This window comes from Pseudomonas sp. ES3-33, from assembly GCF_000952175.1.
GTDB classification, from domain to species: Bacteria; Pseudomonadota; Gammaproteobacteria; order Pseudomonadales; family Pseudomonadaceae; genus Aquipseudomonas; species Aquipseudomonas gregormendelii.
In genome coordinates, this window is the sequence record NZ_JZRI01000160.1 from 1 (window position 1) to 20,830 (window position 20,830).

At 54.9% G+C, this 20,830-nt stretch carries 20 protein-coding genes; 9 read left to right on the plus strand and 11 right to left on the minus strand.

Annotation, left to right across the window (positions count from 1 at the left end; all coding sequences use genetic code 11):
- Positions 1-460: 460 nt before the first annotated feature.
- From UB23_RS27570 to UB23_RS27585, 5 genes are all read right to left on the minus strand, one after another.
- Complete coding sequence (locus UB23_RS27570; RefSeq protein ID WP_045062739.1) at positions 461-1,609, minus strand: HlyD family secretion protein; 1,149 nt, start codon at positions 1,607-1,609, stop codon at positions 461-463.
- Positions 1,606-3,273 (minus strand): MFS transporter, encoded by a 1,668-nt coding sequence (locus UB23_RS27575; protein WP_045062740.1) that lies wholly within the window; start codon positions 3,271-3,273, stop codon positions 1,606-1,608. Before UB23_RS27575 ends, UB23_RS27570 begins: the two co-directional genes overlap by 4 nt.
- Positions 3,274-3,613: 340 nt before the next feature.
- Complete coding sequence (locus tag UB23_RS27580) at positions 3,614-5,065, minus strand: MmgE/PrpD family protein (protein WP_045062743.1); 1,452 nt, start codon at positions 5,063-5,065, stop codon at positions 3,614-3,616.
- A gap of 181 nt (positions 5,066-5,246) precedes the next feature.
- Positions 5,247-5,438: a hypothetical protein gene (locus tag UB23_RS29690; RefSeq protein WP_152644330.1), complete on the minus strand. Its 192-nt coding sequence runs from the start codon at positions 5,436-5,438 to the stop codon at positions 5,247-5,249.
- A gap of 44 nt (positions 5,439-5,482) precedes the next feature.
- A complete protein-coding gene (locus UB23_RS27585; RefSeq protein WP_045062867.1) occupies positions 5,483-6,403 on the minus strand; it encodes a LysR family transcriptional regulator in 921 nt (306 codons plus the stop codon).
- A gap of 66 nt (positions 6,404-6,469) precedes the next feature.
- On the opposite strand from UB23_RS27585, the gene UB23_RS29695 reads away from it, so the two are divergent.
- From UB23_RS29695 to UB23_RS27610, 5 genes are all read left to right on the plus strand, one after another.
- A complete protein-coding gene (locus tag UB23_RS29695) occupies positions 6,470-6,862 on the plus strand; it encodes a hypothetical protein (protein ID WP_152644331.1) in 393 nt (130 codons plus the stop codon).
- A complete protein-coding gene (locus tag UB23_RS27595; RefSeq protein ID WP_045062745.1) occupies positions 6,859-7,512 on the plus strand; it encodes an NADPH-dependent F420 reductase in 654 nt (217 codons plus the stop codon). Before UB23_RS29695 ends, UB23_RS27595 begins: the two co-directional genes overlap by 4 nt.
- Before the next feature lie 107 nt (positions 7,513-7,619).
- A complete protein-coding gene (locus UB23_RS27600; protein WP_045062747.1) occupies positions 7,620-8,189 on the plus strand; it encodes an isochorismatase family protein in 570 nt (189 codons plus the stop codon).
- Positions 8,190-8,543: 354 nt separating this feature from the next.
- The gene (locus tag UB23_RS27605; protein ID WP_045062749.1) at positions 8,544-8,873 is read left to right on the plus strand and encodes a hypothetical protein; all 330 of its coding nucleotides are present in this window, start codon (positions 8,544-8,546) and stop codon (positions 8,871-8,873) included.
- Between the two features lie 254 nt (positions 8,874-9,127).
- Positions 9,128-10,558 (plus strand): IS1182 family transposase, encoded by a 1,431-nt coding sequence (locus tag UB23_RS27610; RefSeq protein ID WP_045062751.1) that lies wholly within the window; start codon positions 9,128-9,130, stop codon positions 10,556-10,558.
- Positions 10,559-10,973: 415 nt separating this feature from the next.
- Here the strand turns inward: UB23_RS27610 and UB23_RS27615 are convergent, their stop codons facing one another.
- Entirely contained in the window at positions 10,974-11,723 is a 750-nt protein-coding gene (locus UB23_RS27615; RefSeq protein ID WP_045062754.1) for a glucose 1-dehydrogenase, read from the minus strand.
- 205 nt (positions 11,724-11,928) lie between these two features.
- Here UB23_RS27615 and UB23_RS27620 point away from each other — a divergent pair, with 205 nt between their 5' ends.
- Complete coding sequence (locus UB23_RS27620) at positions 11,929-12,810, plus strand: AraC family transcriptional regulator (RefSeq protein WP_082069263.1); 882 nt, start codon at positions 11,929-11,931, stop codon at positions 12,808-12,810.
- Between the two features lie 16 nt (positions 12,811-12,826).
- On the opposite strand, the gene UB23_RS27625 is transcribed toward UB23_RS27620, so the two are convergent.
- From UB23_RS27625 to UB23_RS27635, 3 genes are read right to left on the minus strand one after another with little or no spacing between them, the layout of a single operon-like run.
- A complete protein-coding gene (locus tag UB23_RS27625) occupies positions 12,827-13,804 on the minus strand; it encodes a saccharopine dehydrogenase family protein (protein WP_045062757.1) in 978 nt (325 codons plus the stop codon).
- Positions 13,801-14,202 carry a VOC family protein gene (locus UB23_RS27630; RefSeq protein WP_045062760.1) on the minus strand — a complete coding sequence of 134 codons (402 nt, stop codon included), beginning with the start codon at positions 14,200-14,202 and terminating at the stop codon, positions 13,801-13,803. Before UB23_RS27630 ends, UB23_RS27625 begins: the two co-directional genes overlap by 4 nt.
- An 18-nt stretch (positions 14,203-14,220) precedes the next feature.
- Entirely contained in the window at positions 14,221-14,964 is a 744-nt protein-coding gene (locus UB23_RS27635) for an SDR family NAD(P)-dependent oxidoreductase (protein WP_045062762.1), read from the minus strand.
- A 138-nt stretch (positions 14,965-15,102) separates the two neighbouring features.
- On the opposite strand from UB23_RS27635, the gene UB23_RS27640 reads away from it, so the two are divergent.
- The 3 genes from UB23_RS27640 to UB23_RS27650 all read left to right on the plus strand — a co-directional run bounded on the left by UB23_RS27640 (position 15,103) and on the right by UB23_RS27650 (position 17,562).
- Positions 15,103-15,996, plus strand: a complete 894-nt coding sequence (locus UB23_RS27640; RefSeq protein WP_045062868.1) for an AraC family transcriptional regulator — start codon at positions 15,103-15,105, stop codon at positions 15,994-15,996.
- 460 nt (positions 15,997-16,456) lie between these two features.
- Positions 16,457-16,666 (plus strand): hypothetical protein, encoded by a 210-nt coding sequence (locus UB23_RS27645; RefSeq protein ID WP_045062764.1) that lies wholly within the window; start codon positions 16,457-16,459, stop codon positions 16,664-16,666.
- A 266-nt stretch (positions 16,667-16,932) separates the two neighbouring features.
- The gene (locus UB23_RS27650; RefSeq protein ID WP_045062767.1) at positions 16,933-17,562 is read left to right on the plus strand and encodes a hypothetical protein; all 630 of its coding nucleotides are present in this window, start codon (positions 16,933-16,935) and stop codon (positions 17,560-17,562) included.
- A 266-nt stretch (positions 17,563-17,828) separates the two neighbouring features.
- Here UB23_RS27650 and UB23_RS27655 read toward each other — a convergent pair whose 3' ends face one another.
- Together UB23_RS27655 and UB23_RS27660 are read right to left on the minus strand one after the other, a co-directional pair.
- Complete coding sequence (locus UB23_RS27655; RefSeq protein WP_045062768.1) at positions 17,829-18,986, minus strand: UvrD-helicase domain-containing protein; 1,158 nt, start codon at positions 18,984-18,986, stop codon at positions 17,829-17,831.
- A complete protein-coding gene (locus tag UB23_RS27660; RefSeq protein ID WP_045062769.1) occupies positions 18,979-20,640 on the minus strand; it encodes an ATP-dependent nuclease in 1,662 nt (553 codons plus the stop codon). Before UB23_RS27660 ends, UB23_RS27655 begins: the two co-directional genes overlap by 8 nt.
- Positions 20,641-20,830 lie beyond the last annotated feature (190 nt).

Below are 20,830 nucleotides of genomic sequence, written 5' to 3' on the forward strand. Positions count from 1 at the left end.
TCATGAAACTGCCTTTCAACCAGTTACTAGAATTCGACCACGTCTAGCTCAATTTAATTCAAATTTAAATACCAGAAATAAATCATGCAGGCTGCATTAACCACATTGGATTAAAATTTTTTAAATAACTACGCGCTGCACCAAGCCTGCCTCGATCAACAAGGCATAGCGGCAGCAGTTTATATATAAAAGCTGACCCGACAACCAAAAGCCGTCGAGAATCAAAAAGTAACGTGTGGCCTTGAAGTACAATACGCGACGCGGCCACTATCGATACGCTTACTTACGCTTGATTTATCATTTCAGTAACTGAAGAAAACGAGTATGCGCCCATTGCAATATAGCAATTAGACTCTTTAGCTATTGCCGCCTGCTTAAAACCGAATATTGTAAATATCGCAGCCTCAACATAATGATATAACGGCTACACATGCTTCCTTCGGAAAACACGCGTCCTCGCTCACGGTTTTTCAATGACATCGGCATGCTCAGTTGTATCAATACTCACCACAACTGACATTCCAGGACTCAGTCGTTCGCTAAGTGTCTGATTAGAATCGACTGCAATACGCACCGATATACGCTGGGCAATTTTGACAAAGTTTCCGGTGGCATTGTCGGCCTGCAGAAGGCTGAATTCTGAACCCGTGGCCGGGGAGATACGTTGCACCCGGCCATGAAATTTTTGGTGATCGAGGGCGTCTACTGTGAAGGTTGCGGGCTGCCCGATGCGGATATCGTCCATCTGGGTTTCCTTCATGTTCGCAATCACCCACAGCGTGCTAGGCACCAAAGCCATCAACTGCGCGCCTGAGTTTACATAGGCGCCCAGGCGCACACCGATTTGTCCAAGCTGACCATCTTGCGGGGCCATTACGCGCGTATTGGAAAGGTCAATGCGCGCCAGTTCAACGGCGGCTTCAGCGTTGGCGACTGCTGCTTCCAGTGAGCCACGATTGACGATGACGGTCTGCAGATCCTGTCGTGAGATCTCAAGGTTCGCCGTGGCCTGAGCCACCCCAGCGAACGTTTGTGCGTTAGCGGCTCGGGTAACATCCAATTCTTTCTTGGAGATTGACCCGTCGCCGATCAGTGCTTCGTTACGCCATAAGTCGGCAGCACTTTTTTGCGTCTGGGCGTGACTGTCGGTCAACGCTGCCTGCCGCTGGTTGATGGTCGCCTCCGCGCTGTTGCGTTGTTGCACTACGTTGGCCAGCGCAGCTTTCTGCACCGCCAATTGCGCTAGCGACTGATCCAGACGTTGCTTGTAGATTCGGTCATCCAGTCGCACCAGCAGGTCTCCGGTCTTGACGAACTGAAAGTCCTGCACAGGCACTTCGAACACGTAGCCACTAAGCTGAGGGCCGATGACCGTCACCTGGCCACGTACCAGTGCATTTTCAGTGCTTTCAATGGCGCTGCTGAACGGTGGTAGCTCCCAGGCATACAAGACTATCAGCACCCCGGTAATGGCAATCGCGGCAAAGCCCAGTGACGAAACGATCCGTGTCGGTAACGGACGCGATGCAGTGCCGGAGGATGCGGGCGGTGTCGCTCCTTCAGGTGTCGAGGCAATATCATTGGTGGTAGCCGTCACAGGTTCGGTCATGGAGAAGACCCTCCGCTGAGTTGAACGGAAGTCGTTCTCGCAGGAGCGGGAGCGGCAATCTGGGCAGTTCTCATCAGCCAAAGGCTGCGAATGAAAATCCAGATCATGGTCAGTATCGCGATTACCGCGATCAGCATAAATACGTCGTTGTAGGCCATGATATTCGCTTCCCGGGTCGCTGCCATCGCGAGAGAACGTATGCCCTCGGCAGTGCGTGACGACGGATCTGCGATGCTGGAGGCATAACTCGCGCTGCCGCTTTGGACACGACTTAGCACTTGCGGGTCGGTCAGTACCAGACGGTCAACGATATAGCTGGAGTGAAATTTTTCCCTGACAACCTGGAATGTTCCCAGCAGCGCGCTACCGATCAAGCCGCCGAGGTTCTGGCAAATACCGAACATTACTGAAAAGCTCACCAGGTTTTGCGGATGGATTCTTACGTTACTGATTCCAAGCGCCAAGGTCGGCCCTAAGAAAAACGTTCCACCAAAGGCCAGAATAAACTGACTGAAGTACATATTGGCAGGACGTGTCAGGTTGCTCGAAAAACTGTCCATCACCGAGCCCGTTGCCATCAACGCCAGGGAAATGATCAACGGCATGAGCAAGTGTGAGGGATGGATGGTCAACGCGCTGCAGGTGAGACCCGCGATACTACCCAATAGCATGACCATGTACAGACTGTGTATCTGCTGACTTCCCAAATTAAAACTTTGGAGTAAACCCACGGCCCCAGTAGATTGTTCGGAGAGCACCATCCGAATCAAAATCCCCCCCAGCGCCAGACGAATTATCGCCCCACTCCCCAGCCAGCGAGTCATCACAAGGGGGTTGCTGCGGTTATGTTCAATAGCCAACCCGGCCATGATCAACACAATTGACGCGGCGGTGGCAATGCCAATCCACGGTGCCTCCAGCCACCAGTCAATACGACCCAAGGACAACACTGCACACAGCAGCGCGACGCCGACCGCCAACAAGGTAAAGGTCAGGAAGTCTAGTTTCTCAAACGTTTTAAAACGGTCACCCGGTGGAAGCTTCACCATCAACACGCAGCCGAGCGAGGCCAGCGCCATACCCAATTCAAACAGATAAAGCCCGCGCCATTCACCGATCTGCAGCAGATCTTCAGAAAACAGCCGAGCAACAGGCAACGCCAATTGCGAAGTCCCCAGGCCTAACACCAATCCCTTGATTCGCCATTTCGCGGGAAAGGCCTGAATCATGTAGTACACACCAAGCGTAGTTAACGCCGCCCCCACCATTCCGTGAGTAGCGCGCACTGCGATGGCCGAACTCAAGTCGTTGACGAACAGATGGCCGAATGTCACTAACGCATAAAGCACCAAGAAGGCCTGGGTGAACGCCGGCAGGCCGTACTGTTGACGAAACTTGACCAGCAGCAGGTTCATCGTGACATTGGTCATGAAGTACGCTGCAGGCAGCCAAGCCATCTCGGCTATTGTCGCCCCTAGTGCCCCTTGCAGATAAGGCAAATTGGCGATCACCAGCGAGTTGCCCAAACCTCCCGTTATTGCCACCAAAAAGCCAACGAGCGCATAAGCCAGACGCTTGGGCGTCGAGTGCATCGGGGTCGATGGGGAGCCGGGCAAAACTGGTCGCTCACCTGGCTGCCAGTCATGCTGTGCGTAGGGATCCATTCAGAAACCTCGTAAGAGACGAAATCTGATAACGACGGATAGACCTAAGCGCCACGATCCTCACAAACTTGCAGGCGCCACCCGTCTTGATGCCCTACTGCCACCGCTTTGCCTGCGACTAATCCATGCTGGGCCGAACGCATTCTGCTTGCCAGGCATAGCTTTGATCCTGCACAAGCAGTGGAAGTTTCATCGTATACCTATCCAGATAAAGGCGGATTTTGTGTTTTCGGACTTTTCGCTTCGAGACAGTGCCGCACCGCTGCAGCCAGAACGTGGCATGGCAGAACGACGCGTCGACCACTCATGCAGCCGACCGTTCTGTTCATGTGCGCATGGATCAGGCAAGCGCGTTCGACACTTCCCCCTCCAACAGTTTAAATAGGTCGACTGCCCTCTCCTCCTTGTCGATGTTCAGCAGGAATGCCTGAAGCTTGTCCATCCGGTTCTTGGCGGCGATACCCTCTGTCAGCGTGTTGAACTTGGTGGCAATTGTCTCGTTGCTGAGGGGACGGCCTTCACCACCGGTCGGCGTTTCGACCCTCTGCTCTACGTGGCTGCCATCTGTGAAAGTAATCGTCAGGCGAGTGGTGTAAGGCGTGTGCGGCTTCTGATCATAGGCGTCGTTCTTCTTCACATCCGTTTTGCCGACCAGGTCCCACACGTCAGCGGCCCCGATACGCGCGTGTGCAAACTGCTTGATCAGCACAGCACCATCAAGCAGCGCTACCGCAATGCTGTAACGCAGGCTCATTTGCGCGGTAATCGGCTCGACAGGTTTTTGGATCGGAAAACCGCCATGCGCAAAAGCCGCACTGCCGACCTCGATCAGAATGGATTTTACGTCCTCCGGTTTGATCTGCTTTTTGCTGCGCAGAGCGAGCGCGGCGTCAATCCCTGCATGCAACGCCGCCATGGCCGCATAAGGCTTGATGGCAATTTCAGTGGTGATCCAGCGCGAGCCAAGACAGGTTGTCACCTGTGAAGCATCCGGTTTGTGGCATTCGCCGAAGACGGGAAGGAAGCCGCCATACTCCCGCTCCAGCACGCGCTTGATGCCGACATAACCCCGTTCTGCCAGAACCGCACCATAGAGCCCATTACGTGCTGCAAAGCCATGCTGCATGCGCTTGATCATGGATTCGAACTGCGCAGACATGAGACCGCACGCCTGCGTGCTGCCGATACCGATCGCATCTTCTAAAGCCGCTGCAGTGAGGCCCATCAACTTTCCAGCAGATACCGCCGCTGCCGCACACCCGAACACAACACCGGAGTGCCAGCCACGGGTGAGCATTTCTGTGCCGTGCAGCGACAGCCCGATGCGAGTGCCGGTCTCATAGCCAAGGATGAGTGCCTGCAAGAACTGCCTGCCCGTCATCTCCGGATGCTTTTGAAGTACGGGCAACATGGCAGGCAGAAGGATGGCATTGCTGTGCAATGGTGCAGCAGGGTAATAGTCATCCAACTCGAAGCCTTGGACGAAGCTGCTGTTGAGCATTGCGGCGGAGTAGGCGCTGGTCTTCTTGCCGCCCCAGCCCACTATCATCGCTTCGCCGCCAGTGTCGAAATCAGTGATGGCGTGTACGCCAAGGTCGGACCAGTCCAAATGTGAGCCGACGAGCATGCAACCAAACCCATCCAGCAGCAGGTACTTTGCCCGTTCCTGCACGGCAATTGGAATGCTGTCGAGTGACGTCTCCGCCACCCACGTTGCTAGTGCGCCCGTAGGGCCCTTCGGATCAGTGGCCTGCGCGGTCGCAGAACGTTGGGGAGATTTTATGTCTGCCATGGCTTATACCCTTCTCTTCAATCCTTCTATTTCATAGAAAAATTGGGTTAATTAGCGGTAAGCGATGTAATCCAATCGTTGACCGCAACGTCGGTTGCCAATCGCGGAATCAGGTGGGTCAAAAGTTCGTGGTGAACATGGACATTCGGGGCAGCGCAAGCATCGAAGAGAATTGTCATTACTAGCTTGTTTTTTTGAAGGGCGCGCATGCCTCGTTGGTCAGGGCAAAGTCCGAGTCGTCAGGCAGGAAGTGAACCCCGCTGGAGATCTTGCGCAGGCCTGCTTTGTGGCCCGCCGCCGATGCTGGCGAAACAGAATAAGCAGCCAGGTCGAGCGCATTCCTTCCGATGGGCGTGGCGTTGATCCTGAACAAGCAACGCTGCTCTCAGCGTATACCTATCCAGAGATAAGTGTTTCCTACTCCTGGCTTGGGTGGGGAACAAGCGTCGGTTTGAAATAATCTGCTGCAGCATCAATGAAGCTACGTAACTTGGGTGTTTGACGCCGATCCGGGGAAAATAGTAAGTGCATCGGCCTGGATGGCAGTTCGTATTTCTGGAGTACACGAATTAGTCGGCCGCTAATCAGTGTGTCGTGGAGCAAGTCAACCGGCGCCAGTACAACCCCTGCCCCCTCGATGGCGGCCGATACCAGGGCGGCTCCGTCGTTGGACTGGAAGCGGCAGCGCACGTCTACCGTGTGTGTACGGCCATCGCGCTGAAATTGCCAGTATCGATCAAGGTTGCGAGACCGAGACGTATAAACCAGACAGTCGTGTACTGCGAGGTCGGCAGGATCCGTCGGAATGCCCCTTGTGCTGAGATAAACGGGCGATGCCGCTACGGCCAAACGATAAGGTGCAAGTTTGCGTGCAATCAGCCCGGAGTCTTCGAGGGGGCCAATGCGAAAAGCCACCTCAAAACCCTCCTCTATAAGGTCGACTATCCGATCAGTGAGAACGAGATCGACCTCCACAAGTGGATGTGTCATCAAATAGCGGGTCATTAACGGGACTAGCCCGTGTGCCCCGAACGTCAGCGGTGCGCTGATCCTCAAGCGTCCTCGTGGTTCCGATTTTAATTGTGCAGCCAAAGCGTCGGCTGCTTCCACTTCGGCAAGGATCAGTTTGCATTGTTCATGGTAGATCCGACCCAGTTCGGTGAGGCTCTGTTGACGCGTAGTACGCGCTATCAGCTTTCCACCCAATTGGTCTTCGAGAGCGACAACGTGCTTGGCCACCATCTGTGCCGACATGCCAAGCGAATTTGCTGCCGCTGTAAACGATCCCGCGTCCGCCGCTTTTACGAACGCCGACATGCTGGTTAGCCGATCTAACATTCTGTCCTCCCAGTTGGAGATGATCCTACTGTCTGCTTGTTTATAGATTGCGAGCAAGGGATTACTTTGGATGCTCAGGCGAGGCGGCACCCTAATCGTCCTGCCGGGAGAAAAAATACGGCGCCCCGTAGCCTCGCAAAACTACACGATGGAGCGAATCGTCGAAGGCTGGGGCTTTCACATGTCAACGGTGTTGCATTTGCTCCTGACCACCGGCTCTACGCCGACAGCGTGTTGGGTGAAAATATTTTCGCGCTCGACGTTGAGACCAATGCCATGGACACCGTAGTCGGTCCATTCGTTGGTGAGTCGGACGACCTCCTCTTTACGCAGGCTGGTGCCATGATCTGGAAGGCGTTGTTAGAAGGCGCCGTGCGAATGGTTTGTGTCGCGGCCGACCTCGAAAATGCGATTTATCGGATCACCTCACTTAAAGCCTCACGGGAGAAAATACGATGAAAATCGGAATATTGGGTGGCGGGCCTGTTGGCGCGGCGATCGCACGGTTGGCTGTGGAACAGGGCTACGAGGTGATGATCGGCTCGCGACATCCGGCCAGGCTCATCGAACTAGCCGAGGCTATTGGTTGCCTCGTCGATACCGTTGATGCAGCGGCCAAATTTGGCGAGATCGTGGTGGCAGCGATTCCCCTTGGCGCTATCGAAAGCCTTCCACGAGCCGCGATAGGTAACAAGATCGTCATCGATGCGATGAACTATTATCCGGAGCGCGATGAGGCCATCGCCGCTCTGGACTCGCGGACGACGACGACAAGCGAATTGGTTGCGGTCCAGTTGCCGCAAGCCAGAATCGTCAAAGCGTTCAATGCCATTCTGGCGCGCGATCTGCCTCTCCAAGCCCGACTGCCAGTAAAAGGCGGGCGTCGAGCTTTGCCGATCGCCGGTGACAATCCTGCGGCTAAAGAAGTCATCGCAAAACTTCACGATAAGTTTGAATTCGATGTGATCGACACGGGCCGACTTGAGGACAGTTGGCGCTTTGAACGCGCGAAGCCGGCCTACTGCATTCCTTTTGATGCTGTGGGACTACAGGGCGCGTTGAATCAGGCCAAGCGCGACGAGGAATTAAACGAGGGATCGTGGCGTTAATTGCTAGTGCGGTGATCTGCCATGGACTAATCAAGAGGTGCTGTCCGAAAAAGAGGTTGCGCAACGCAACATTTTTTTAAATTCCAATGAGCCCAGGAGCACAAATCATGAGTGTGGCAACCCTCGACCCAAGAACAGCACTGATCGTTATCGACCTCCAAAAAGGACTACTTGCCCTACCGACCGTTCATCCCATCAGTGCCGTTCTGGAATGCGTCTCAGGCCTGGCTTCCGCGTTCCGGCGACACGGGTTACCGGTCGTGTTAGTAAACGTCACCGGCGCACCAGTTGGTCGTACAGAGACAACGCTCAGCGTTAAAGACCTGCCGATTGATTGGGCCGATCTTGCAACGGAGTTGAACGCACAAACTGAAGACATATTGGTAACAAAGAAAACATGGGGTGCGTTTACCGACACCAACCTTGAAACGCGCTTAAAAAAACTAGGCATCACCCAAGTGGTGATAGCGGGAGTCTCGACCAGCATAGGTGTTGAATCAACCGCGCGGCAGGCCCATGAACTCGGGTTCAATGTCACTCTCGCGCTTGATGCTATGACCGATACAAATCAAGAGGCGCATGACAACAGTGTCACCCGGATATTTCCCCGACTGGGCGAAAGCGGGCCTACGAAAGAGATCATTGCTATTATCGATGGTGCAAATCGCCCCAAATAGCGTCCGCTCAATCAGAGCAATGGACCTGTTCGCAGGCTTAAAGCTAGCGAAGCATATTCAACCGGACGTTTGGGTGAAACGTTTATGGACTTGCCACGGCTCATATGTCCCCAAGGACTGACAATTCAGCATGTCAGGCCAATCACAGTGCCATCCTGGAGCATCGGCATCATCTCGAAGGCTGGCACGCCTGCTGTGCTTTGATCTCAGTTGCCGATTGATAAATAGTTCACCTGAATCCTTCAGTCTTTGTTTTAGGGGGTTAGACCTGAGCAGATGGGACTTTCGACTGGATGAAATCGCCATGCTGATACAATCGTGCCAGCAACTCATAACACCCCTGTGAGAATTGGCATGAGTAAAGACTTAACTGAAGAAGAAATGCGCCGGGCGCTTTTCGGTGGTGCCGAGCAAGCTGCGCAAGCCAGTGAGCCTCCATTGCAAAAACCTGCCTCGGATATCGTGATCACCCAGCCGGAGGTGGCAGAGAAAAAGAAAATCGCGAAAGCATTTACACCCAGGTTAAGAGTCACGCTTCGAGTGGGTAATGAATTTGAAGGTGAGATGCACGAGATGGCCCATGAGGCCGACACGCTAAGTCCCCTCCTCGCGGAGCAAGAAGCCACTAGGGCGGCCAAGAAAAAATTCCGTTTTGTGGAAGTGGTTTCGATCACCTCGATGTAAGGGACTTTTCAAGAGGATTGCCGGCTGGGGGCCAGCGTCTTTCATTTAGTGGCTGACCGGGGCGGTAAGATTGAATCGCCCAGAGTTTCGTAGTCACTGAATGACTGCATTTGGCGAATTTCCATCAAGGTCGACTGGCTGTAATGGGTCCGATTTCTACCCTTGGTAACAGACAGCAACCGGCCCAGAGTGTGTAAAAACGCTTTCGCAAACCCTTGCTATGATTTCTGAGGATTTCATCGCAGGGATCGCCCATGAAGCGCTTTATCCAAGGTGAACATCGAGGCCAAGAAACCTTCCTTCCCGCGAGCCTCGACGATTACGTCACGGATGCCAATCCGGTGCGCGTAGTCGACATCTTTGTCGACGAACTGGACCTGGTCAAACTAGGTTTCGAGGGCGCCTTACCTGCTGATACAGGCCGGCCGGCTTACCATCCCTCGGTCCTGCTGAAGATCTACATCTACGGCTATCTGAACCGCATTCCATCGAGCCGGCGTCTTGAACGAGAAGCCCAACGCAACGTCGAGCTGATGTGGCTGACCGGGCGTTTGATGCCCGATTTCAAGACCATCGCCAACTTCCGAAAAGACAACAGCAAGGCCATCCGAGGTGTCTGCCGCCAGTTCGTGGTGCTGTGCCAGCAGCTAGGACTGTTCGAAGAAAATCTGGTCGCCATCGACGGCAGTAAATTCAAGGCCGTCAATAACCGCGACCGCAATTTCACCAGCGCCAAGCTGAAACGGCGGATGGAAGAAATTGAATCAAGTATCAATCGGTACCTGACTGCGCTCGACGAAACCGATCGGCAAGAACCCTCGGTCGCTCAGCCCAAGGCTGCTCGTCTGCAAGAGAAAATCGACAAGCTCAAAGCTCAGATGAAAGAGTTGCAGGTCATTGAAACTCAGCTCAACGAATCACCGGATAAACAGGTCTCACTGACCGATCCAGACGCCCGTTCCATGATGACGCGCGGCACTGGAGTCGTCGGTTACAACGTGCAGACAGCGGTCGATACCCAGCACCATTTGATCGTTGCCCATGAGGTTACCAACGTCGGTTCCGGCCGCGATCAACTCAGCTCGATGGCCAATCAGGCCCGCGAGGCTATGGCGTCAGATACGTTGTCGGTGGTGGCTGATCGAGGTTACTTTAAAAGCGAGCAAATTCTGGCTTGTCACGATGCAGGCATCACCGCCTATGTACCCAAGCCGATGACCTCTGGAGCCAAGGCTGACGGGCGTTTCAATAACGATGCCTTCATCTATGACGCGGCAAAAAACGAATACATTTGTCCCGCTGGAGAGGCGTTGATCTGGCGCTTTTCCAGCGTTGAAAAAGGCCTGAAGTTGCACCGTTACTGGAGTTCTAATTGCCAGGGATGCGTGCTGAAATCGAAGTGCACACCGAGCAAGCAACGGCGAGTTCGGCGATGGGAGCATGAAGCCGTATTGGAGGAAATGCAGAACAGGCTGAGCAACGCGCCGGACATGATGCGAGTCCGCAAGCGTACGGTCGAGCATCCCTTCGGGACACTCAAACAATGGATGGGCGCCACACATTTCCTGACACGAAAGCTGAACGGAGTAAGTGCGGAGATGAGCTTGAACGTCCTCGCCTACAACTTGAAACGAGTCATGAAGATTCTCGGTACCAGCGGTTTAATGAAGGCGCTGTCGGCCTGAAGAGGTCTGTATTTTGGCCACCCAGCAAGGTAGAAGCGGCGCTAGGGGCTCCCAGGCCCTCGTGATGATCCGCGGGCCTGGTTGTGAGCAATTACTCAGCTAACAACCGTCAGCGCTGCGCGCCGACAGTGCATCCGCGCGTTTTTACACACTCTGGGCCAGAAGCGGACATTCATGGCCGTCTGCTCGCCAAGTCATTGGCTATTTGTGGCAAGAGGCCAACTGGCAAAAACTCTGCCGTGACCAAAGCGAAAGCGCCTACCCCGATGGCGACAACCGCGCTCCAGGGAGCAGTAGATTCATGCAGCGCCACAGGTGTGGATGAATCTGCTCCAACTACGTCATGCGTCATAATCTGAATTCCAAAAAACCTTCAGGCACACGCTTCCGTGCGCCTTCGGTTTAACCAGTCGTGTTAGTAACCAACGCCGCGAACACCGCCTGACGCTCGGATGGATTCGCCTGTCACCCAGTGCGACTCTTCAGAAGCCAAAAACACGGCCAACGGTGCGATATCTTCGGGCTCTCCAAAGCGACCCAGCGGTGTTCCGGCAAGAATTTTTTCGCCCAACTCGCCGGCAAAATTGCCGTCAGTAGCCGGGGTGTTCGTATGCCCTGGCAGGATCGAGTTGACCCTGATACCACGCGGCCCCAGCTCCCTGGCCAGTGCAAAGGTCAAGGTATCGACCGCGCCCTTGGTCGCCGAGTACACGCTTGAAGCTAGGTAGGGATCGGTGCTGAGGATCGAGCTGATATTGATGATGCTGCTTTTCGGCCCTAGCAATTTGACGGCCTCCCTAACCGCAAGAAAGTAGCCCAGCACATTCAGATTGAATTGCTTGTGGAATGCTTCTTCGGTCAGTTCATCGATCATCTGGAATACCGCGACGCCGGCGTTGTTGACCAGAACATCCAGAGTGCCGTACTTCGTCCGGACCGTGTCAAACAGGCGCACAACATCGGCTGCCTGGCTCATGTCTGCCTGTACGGCGAAGGCTGAGCCGCCGTGCTCTGTGATATGAGCCACCATGGCATCGGCGTCAGGCTTACTGGAGGCGTAGTTGACGATGACCGTTGCGCCTTGCTCACTCAATGCTTTGGCGATTCCGGCGCCTATGCCTTTCGACGCTCCGGTGACAACTGCTATTTTTCCTTCGAGTTTCATAACGTGACCTTTTTGAAGTTGATTGATATGAGGGGTTGTTGCTGTCGGATCGTGAATGACCGAAATGCAACGGACCGCGTGCCATCAGTATTCCGGTAACGGACACACCAACGTTTGCCGGTTATTCGCGCATCCTTGCCTATTCTTCTCAGTTGACTTGCAGTGCCCAGGGAAATGGCCCACGGTGGGCAGCATGGAAAAACCAATGGCAGAACTGCGCAGCATCGTGATGCGCGCACAAGACAAGTGGACCGAAACCGGATTGCCCCGTGTAGCCATGGTCCGGGCCGAGGCCTGCGCGGATCAGGTCTATCAGCCGATGCTGCATCTGGTGCTTCAGGGCACCAAGACTCTGTCGATAGGGGAGGAAGTTTCCAGGTATCCGGCAGGCAACTATTTTCTGGTGCCTGTCGATGTACCCGCTACGGGCCAGATTCAGGCCGGCGCAGCGGACCAACCCTATCTCGCGGTCAGCCTGACCCTGGACCTCGATGTGATCGCTACGCTGCTGATGGACGAGGGCAAGACGCCAAGGGCGCCGCAAAATTCGTGTTTCGAGGGTGTGCTCGCGCCGGCGGAAATGATTGATGCCTGGTTACGTATGATGCGGCTCATGGATCGCCCGCATGAGGCTGAGGTACTGGCGCCGATGATCGAGCGCGAGATTTTGTTCCGTGCATTGCAGGGGCCACTGGGCGGTATTCTTCGGGACGTTGCGCGACCGGATGGGCGGATGACACAGATCCGCCGTGCCACCCAGTGGATTCGTGAGCACTACACCGAGCCTTTTCGCGTTGAGCCGCTCGCGCTCATGTCAGACATGAGCGTGGCCGCCTTCTACCGGCACTTCAAATCGGTGACGGCCATGACGCCGATCCAATATCAAAAGCGCCTGCGCTTGCTTAGGGCTCGCTGGTTGCTGCTGTTCGATACGCTGGATGCGACGTCCATTGCCTATACCGTAGGTTATGAAAGCGCGTCGCAATTCAATCGAGAGTACGCTCGGTTATTTGGCCTGCCACCTGCGCGGGATGCGGCAAGATTCAGGTCGCCCGCCCCTGCCAATGAGCAAGCAGCCGCCTCTTGAGCGACCGCCTCCATTGTTACAGGTCGCTGATCAGCGTCCCCGCAATGCTCTCGGCAAATCCACCACCGAAGACCTGTGCTGGGGTTGCAAATCCAGGCCGTCGCTCACCTTCCAATACGCGACGGGCTGCTTCGACGGCCGCCAGCGGCGTATAGGAATAACCATTCACGGTTTCGATCACAGAACGTGCGGTTGCACCATCGGCGCCAGTGACCTCGACCACCGCACGCGCCCGATGAGCATCCCTCTCATCTGCCGTTGGACCATCCGGCAGTTGGGATAGATCACCTTCTGGAAACGCATCGCCCGAGATATGTACGAACATTGCAATATTAGGAATGCCGGTCGAATGCCAGCCGGTTACCAGATCACCGAAAGACAGCGGCACGCAGAGCACCGGACCGTCACCAAAATCAAAATGACGTGGTGTGGCATCGGGCTTTGCAATGAGTTCGCCATCGACCCTCGCAAGTACGCCTGCACTGATGATTTCGCTGACGCTCATGGCCGATCCACGGGACATCGACCCGGGGACTTGAAGCGCGATGCTCAGAGCGAGAGGCCCTTCTACACGCTTGGCGACATGCACTGCCAGCGAGTCGGTAGGGACAACATCCCAGCCAACGCCCGGCAACAGCATGACGTGATTAGCGGTCGCTTCAGCACCAAGCCTATCGGCTAGCCGGTAAACGTTGATCTCGGCGGTAATGTCTAGATAGTCGACCCCGGCCTTGATGCAAGCGCGCATCAAAGGCTCGGCCGTGTGCGCAAATGGCCCCGCGAAGTTGAGCAATACCGAGACGCCTGACAAAGCGTTCTCGGCATCCGCGCCGGCATCAAACACCCGGTAAGGCACCTGCAAATGCGCAGCGAGTGCCGCAAGTCGCTGGTGATTGCGCCCGGCGATTTCGAATGTCAGGCCGAGCGCTTTCGCCCGCTCTGCCGCCATTCGACCGGTATAGCCAGTGGCCCCGTAGATCAGAAGTGTACTCATTGGACGTGCTGCCATTTTTTGTAGACAAATTCGAGGCTGTACCCATCCGGGTCCAGCACATTGGCAGCGTAGTAATGGGGGTCGTAGTGCAAGCGTGCGCCAGGCGAGCCGTTGTCGACCGCACCCTGATTCATGGCAGCGGCGTAGGCGGCGTCAACTTCAGCCTTGCTGTTTGCGACAAAGCCAACATGTATCGCGCATCCTTCCACAACTCCCTCACGCAACCAGAAGAACATCCGGCCGTTGGCGCCGAAGCCTTTTAGGTCAGGATGGCCCGGGGGGCCATCTTTGCCGTCGTAGTCCAGGCGCGCGGTGATCCCCAACGGGGTCAGGGTAGCTTCGTAGAAACGGATGGACCGGGCGATATCGCTCACGGATAAAAAGATATGATCGAGCATGGCAATATCCTCAGGTATTCAGATGTTGTAGCCGCCGGAAACTTCGAGGGTCTGGGCATTGATCCAAGCGCCTTCCTCTGACAGCAACATGGCGATGACGCGCGCGACGTCTTCTGGCTCGCCGACCCGGCCGAGTGCGGTTTGCGCCGCCAGCATCGCCTCGAACTCATCGTTCAGGCCACCACCCAATTCGGTACGGATGGCGCCGGGGGATACGGCGTTGGCCCGTATGCGCCGCTCGCCGAACTCTTTGGCCATGTAACGGGTGAGCACTTCGAGCCCGCCCTTGAACGCCGCATAGGGCGCGACGCCAGCGGTGGCTACGCGGGTGGTGGCACTGGTCAGATTGACGATACTGGCGTTTTCCGCGAACAGCGGCAGTAGGGTCTGGGCGAGGAAAAACGGGCCTTTGAGGTGCACGTTGAACAGGCCATCGAACTGCGCTTCGGTGACACTTGCCAAGGGATTGAACAGACCGTAGCCGGCGTTGTTGACTAGGCCACTCAGTGTGGTGGCATCCCAGGTGTCCCGTAAGGTCTGTACCACTGACTGCCGAAACGCCTCAAAGCTGCCAACATCAGAAACGTCGAGCTTGAGCGCGACAGCCTTGCCACCAACTCGCTCGATGCGTTCCACGACCGTAGCGGCAGCCTGAGGATTAGCATTGTAGGTCAGGATGACCCCCATACCACGCTGAGCAATGTGCTCGGCGGCACTGGCACCGATTCCGCGGCTGCCACCGGTAATGACGATTACGCTCATCTGATGTTCCTCTGTGGTTCATATGTGGACCCACAGTACTCATCACGATCGCCAGGGTCGTACCCATTTCTACTCGAAACCTGCCTGTTTCTGCTTTTTGCTTGCATAGCGTTAGGTTCTGCCGTCAGCATGTCCAGCATGGACAATCAACTGAATGAACTCAGGTCGCTCGCGGCCAAGGCTGAAAATCGCCGTACCGAGACGGGCATCCCCCGAGTCGCCATGGTTCAGGGCAAAATCCCCGAGCACATGCTGGCGGCGGTCTATGACCCGATGATCAACCTGATCCTGCAGGGCAGTAAGAGCATGAACGTGGGGGATCGGACGCTTCGGTATGACCCTGCGACCTATTTCGTCATGTCCATAGATTTGCCAGCGGTGGGGTCTGTGCATCCGAGCGTATCGGGAGAACCTTACTTGGCAGTCAGTCTGACTCTTGATCCGGCCGTGTTGTCGACGCTATTTGCCGACCTGCCCAAACCTGTCGGCCGCGCTGAGAACAAGCTTGGATTTTCCGTAGCGTCAGTCACAACCGACCTGATGGATGCCTGGGTGCGAATGCTGCGATTGATGGGCGACCCGGACGCCATCGCAGCCCTTGCCCCGGTTTACGAGCGAGAAATTATCTTCCGTGTACTCCAGGGTCCCCATGGCTGGATGTTGCGGGAAATCGCAGCGCCGGATACTGCGATGGCCCGAGTCAACATGGCGATCCAGTGGATCCGCCGTGACTTCGCGGAGCCAATTGGGGTGGAACGCTTGGCGGAACGAGCATCAATGAGCGTCTCGGCGTTTCACCGCCACTTCAAGGCAGTCACCAATCTAAGCCCTTTGCAATATCAGAAACGGGTTCGCCTGCTCCAGGCCAGAACGCTGATGGTGGCCAATGCTAAGAGCGTCATGGCTGCTGCCTTCGAGGTCGGCTATGAAAGCGCGACGCAATTCAGTAGGGATTATGCACGGGTGTTCGGGCTTCCTCCTGCACAAGATGCCGGGAGGATCCTAGGGAAAACGAGCGCCATCAGACGCTAGTCAGCTAGATAATCGGCAAGAAGAGATCCATGACCGTCAGCTCAATCCGGATTTGCCGGTTCGCCTGGCTGACAGCCGGCTTCTTGACGGTTTCGAACCTTCGATTCTTGGGTCGCTTGCCAATATCAAGGACTGTGAGTTAGCCCTGCGCTGAAGCGAGCCACCCACGCAGCGCGGTTGATAAACGGGCATCGTTGATGACCGCTTTGGGTCGAATACGGTCATTGGAAAACCAATTACAGGATAGGGATTCGAACCCCTTCTCGCGCCCTTGCAAACCGCTTAAGGCCAGAAAATAAAGCGTTTCCTGCCTTTGTTAATGGCGCCATACGGTCTATGGAGGCCTCGAATCTGCCCTAATTTTGCCCTAAGCCCAGCCCCCTCCTCCTCCTGGGTCGATGGGTGCGGCGGTCGCTCTTCTTTTTAATGCTACGCTGTTCTCCTCACGGAGGAAATTTCAATGCCAAATTCAGACTTGCTCGCTTCCCTGATCTACAAGATCAACGAAAACCAGTTGGCTATTGAAGCCGCCATCCTTGAATTGTCCAATTGGGTCGAGGCTCGTGGCTCGGCCGATGTCGCGGTCAACGTGCGCGGAGCCCTGGACACCATCGACAAGAACGAAGAGTTCATCAAGCTGACGCTAGCGGTGCTGATGGCACCAGACTGAGGTCAAGCGCAGCAACCGGCCAAAACCGGACACTGGCTTCACATCATGAACCCCCAAAATCGCCTGTGACGCGCCGAGGTTCATGTCTATTTTTGGAGACTTGCGGAGATCTTTAGGATTCAAGTAACCTAGCAACAGGCACATTCGGTAGGTGCCCGCCGTCCACTCTGGCGAAGCGATAGCGCTATCGTGATTTCACCCGTTTCAAACCAACCCTGTATTGGGTTCTCTTAGTGGACAACAGGCCCAGCCTTTGGAGGCTGATCATGCAACACACTGCTACTTTCGCTGACGTACAGAGCGTCAAGCGCCTTGCGAAGCAACTCAAACAAACCCATCCTGAACTGTCTCACGGCAAGCGGCTCGACGTCGCTGCGGCTGAACTTCTTGGTCTTCGCAACTATTACGAGCTGAACCGCCGGTTCCAGGCGGTGATCGATCAGCACCTGGATTCACCAAGTGGCTCGAATGCTGTCGCGCATTGCCTCTACTGTGACTTCCGGTTCGCTGCTGATCTCAAGGAGGATCAGCGGGAGCATCGTGAGATTCACGAGAAGATCATGGAGGTCCACGAAATCACCGGCTATCGCCCGGGCACCTACGTGGAGCGCGAAATCTTGAAAAAGGATGGCCACACCAAGGCGCGCAGTGTCGTCCCCCTTGAAGATCGTATTGAAGGGGCACTGATGATTTTGCGCGGATGGTTTGATCGATCGTATCGCAACGCTATCGAAGTAGGCCAATGGCGCAAGCACCCATCCTTCGAGGTGTACGTGGCCATGATGGTCCCGTACATCGAAGACCTGCTTCCCGAATTGGCTCCCTCTCTTGCCCAGCGCTACGGTCGTACTCCTGGTGTGATTACTCACGGCCATACCAACTGGCCGCTGCAATAGTATGCAAACAGAGCCCAGCTTCGGCTGGGCTCTTTCGTTATGGAGGGATATGGGCAGCTTTGGGTCGAATCCAGCCCCTCACGACAGGCAGAAATCGGCCAGAAGCGGCCGGCCCCGGATCCACGGTATATCAGCGGGCACTGCAGTCTTTCTCGATGTGATGCCCCATTCCTCAGGTAGTACGTGAGCCCTACCCAAAACTTGAGGCGCCAATCAGAAACGCTATCCCGTTGGAGCCATCACTGCGTGGAGTCATTTAGTTTCCGTCAAGCAGGAGCTTTTGCCCAGACCGGGAACCGTAAGCCAGCGGCCTTCTTGTCTGGCACGATGAATCCCAGACTGTATCGCGCACGCGTGATGGCGACGTACATCTTGTTCTGAGCTGTTTCGTCTTTCGCGGGAAACGGCTTTCTGCCATCCAAGACGAAATGCAACTGGTTTTCTGTGGGGAGCACCAACACCCGATCAAAACCCAGCCCTTTACTCCCGCCAAAGTTGTAGCAGCGCGCCTCGGGGGGAAGAAGCTTCGCTCCTGACGTTACGCTCCAGCGCAGCACCATAGGGTCAAACACCTTGATATATTCGGCGACGTCCGACTCCTTGACGATGAATGTGCCGTGGTGTTGGACAAATTCAGGTGGAACTCTCTTCACCGCCGACTCCGTCACTTCATAGGCACCGTTGTGTACGGCATCGGCGACGTCACAAATCGGTTGAATGCATCGCCGGTTAAGCGTCAGTGACTCATCCTCAAAGCCCATGGACTTGAAGGCTGCGATCTTCTCAGCGGCCGTTTTAGGTGCTTTTTGGCCAAACGTCGTCTCGTACACCGTCTGCCGGAAATCCCCCACGCACGTGATGGGTGTCGGCATCACTTTGTTCAGCCCCTTGAGCACTTCGTAGTCCCACCCAACCAGATCTTGAACCTCATCAAAGAAGACCTGGGTATAAATCCCCCCTAGTCGAACTGCAGCAGAGTTTTTCGTGGCCTTCATGATTCGGCTCGCCAGTTTTGCGAGAAAGCCGGTATGAGCCTTGGTCTTGCAAGAAGTCAGAAAATGTTTTGGGTTGTAGCTCTTATCGTCAAGCTGCTCCGCGCACCCCGGGAGCATAAACGTTGAATCTGGCTTCATATGAGGATTGCGCTGGTTGAAACAGATGCCATCGATCCGCCGCGGGAACAACGCCTGCTGATACGGCCTCACCATGTCTTCCAGGTAAAATGAGAAAAGACCTTTGACCACGAACCGATCACTGTGCGTACCAAAGATCTCCAGAAATCGACGTCGCAGTTCCTGCTGATTACTGGTCGTATAGGTCACCACCAGAACCTTTCCTCCGCGCTTGATTTCGGCGATTGATTCGATAATGACCTTGTGAGTCTTGCCAGAGCCGGCACCCGCCATGCAGAGTTTGTTAGGCAAAATTCAGCACCTCAGCGAGGAAGGCTGGATATTTGAACTGCTCATCAGTTTCGAAAATTCGAATCGCGGTGTCGACCTTCTTCTTGCCTTTGCCGTTGCCGTCACCGCTTCTGAACCATTCCACGATAAATTCGAGCTTTTCAGCAAAGGTAGGTTTGGCAGTGAACAGCTTGATGGTTTTGGTTGAGAGGACAATTTCTGCAAATGCCTGCAACTCTTTTTCCGAATCCGCATTGGCCAGAATCATCGCTGGCTCCAGCGAAAACTCATTGTTGTCCGTTGAAGAGACCAGTTTTATGTTTGGGAAATCTGTGTATTCCTTGCGTGCTTCAACGACGTTATTTTCGTAATCGCCATCGTTATCTCGCAAGACATTAATCGCGGTACCGATTTCTTTGCCGATCGCAATGAACGTCTTGAACCCAACGCCGCGCACAACAATGATATCGATTCCGTCTTGCTCTGGTAGACGCTCCTTATGGGTGTCTTTGTAGATCTTTTTGAGAATCAACTCATCTGAGGGGCCTTCTACCAACACCACCTTCCTGGACAGCGCGACACGCAGCGTGTCGTAGCCTGGGAGCCGCTTCAGCGTCTTTACCACCCCCTTGTCCAGGAGGTGCAGTCGCTTGTATGTGTCATGCAGCAAGCAAATTTTATCGATGCTCAGTTTGTTCAGTACATAAGAACTGTGGGTGGTCAGGAATAGCTGCTTGCCGTCTCGCTGATCCTCAATGTCTTGCACCAACTTGCTTAGCTCGACATGCGACAGGTGATTTTCCGGCTCCTCCATCATTACCAGGTCGATATCTTTTGACTTGTTGTGTAGGGCCAGCTTGATTTGCACCTTGCTCTGCTCACCCTTGCCGATCATGTGGAACGGTACGGCATTTACTTCAAGTTGCAGACCATTCTGGATAGCGCCAGCGGGCATGGTGTTGGCGGCAATGGTCAGCTTCTTTTCCGTGATCCTGTTATCGGAATCCAAATCCTTGTTGACGGTGGTGACCTCATCAGTGTTGTTGAAGGATTGAAGGGTCTCACGGTAGTGCAAGCTCAGACGGTACTCTTCGTCCTTTTTGAGTGCGGTGCTCAGCACATTCGAGATGTACTGATTTTTGCCGAAGGTGGGATGAATACGAGTGGGGTCGATGTAGAGCGCTCTGAATTGCTTGGTCATCGGCTTGATAACATTCCAAGCAAAATCCATCCATTCGACTTGGTAGAACTCCACTGGGATGCTGGTTACCGCGGCACCGGAGGCTAGGTAATCGTTATAGGCATCAGTAAAATCTGGATCAAAGCTGACTTTGATCTGAACCCCCTGAGCATCTTTCTTCAGGCTGTTGTTCGCACCGCGATAGTCGGGCACGTTCTTCATATACGCCTCGATCACGAGGATCGGTAAGTCTGCAGGCGATTTTGGCGAGGCGCGGAACGCGGCCACTGTCTCGGAGTTAAAAAGATCCGGGGAAAACTCGCTATTGAATGGCCGACCGCGATACTGAAAATTGAGCACGATCTCCAAAGCCTCCAGAATCGTGCTTTTGCCTGCGTTATTGTCACCCACGAAAATATTCACATCTTCGTTGAAGTCAAAAGTTTGATCCTTGAACTTTTTGAAGTTGATCAGACGTAGCGATTCTATGAGCACGTTTCAAATCCTTATGAAGTAGCGGCGACCGGTGTGGCGTAAGGCCATTGCGGTTCACGCTATAGGGGCGTGGGTTCCCTGTCCAGTGAGAAGGCGAAGCAGCGACGGCGGTCTTGCGACAGAGTAAGTGGGCCCCCTTCAGCACACGCGGCTGGCCGCTCTGTACGAGCACGCCACGGAACGTGGCTAG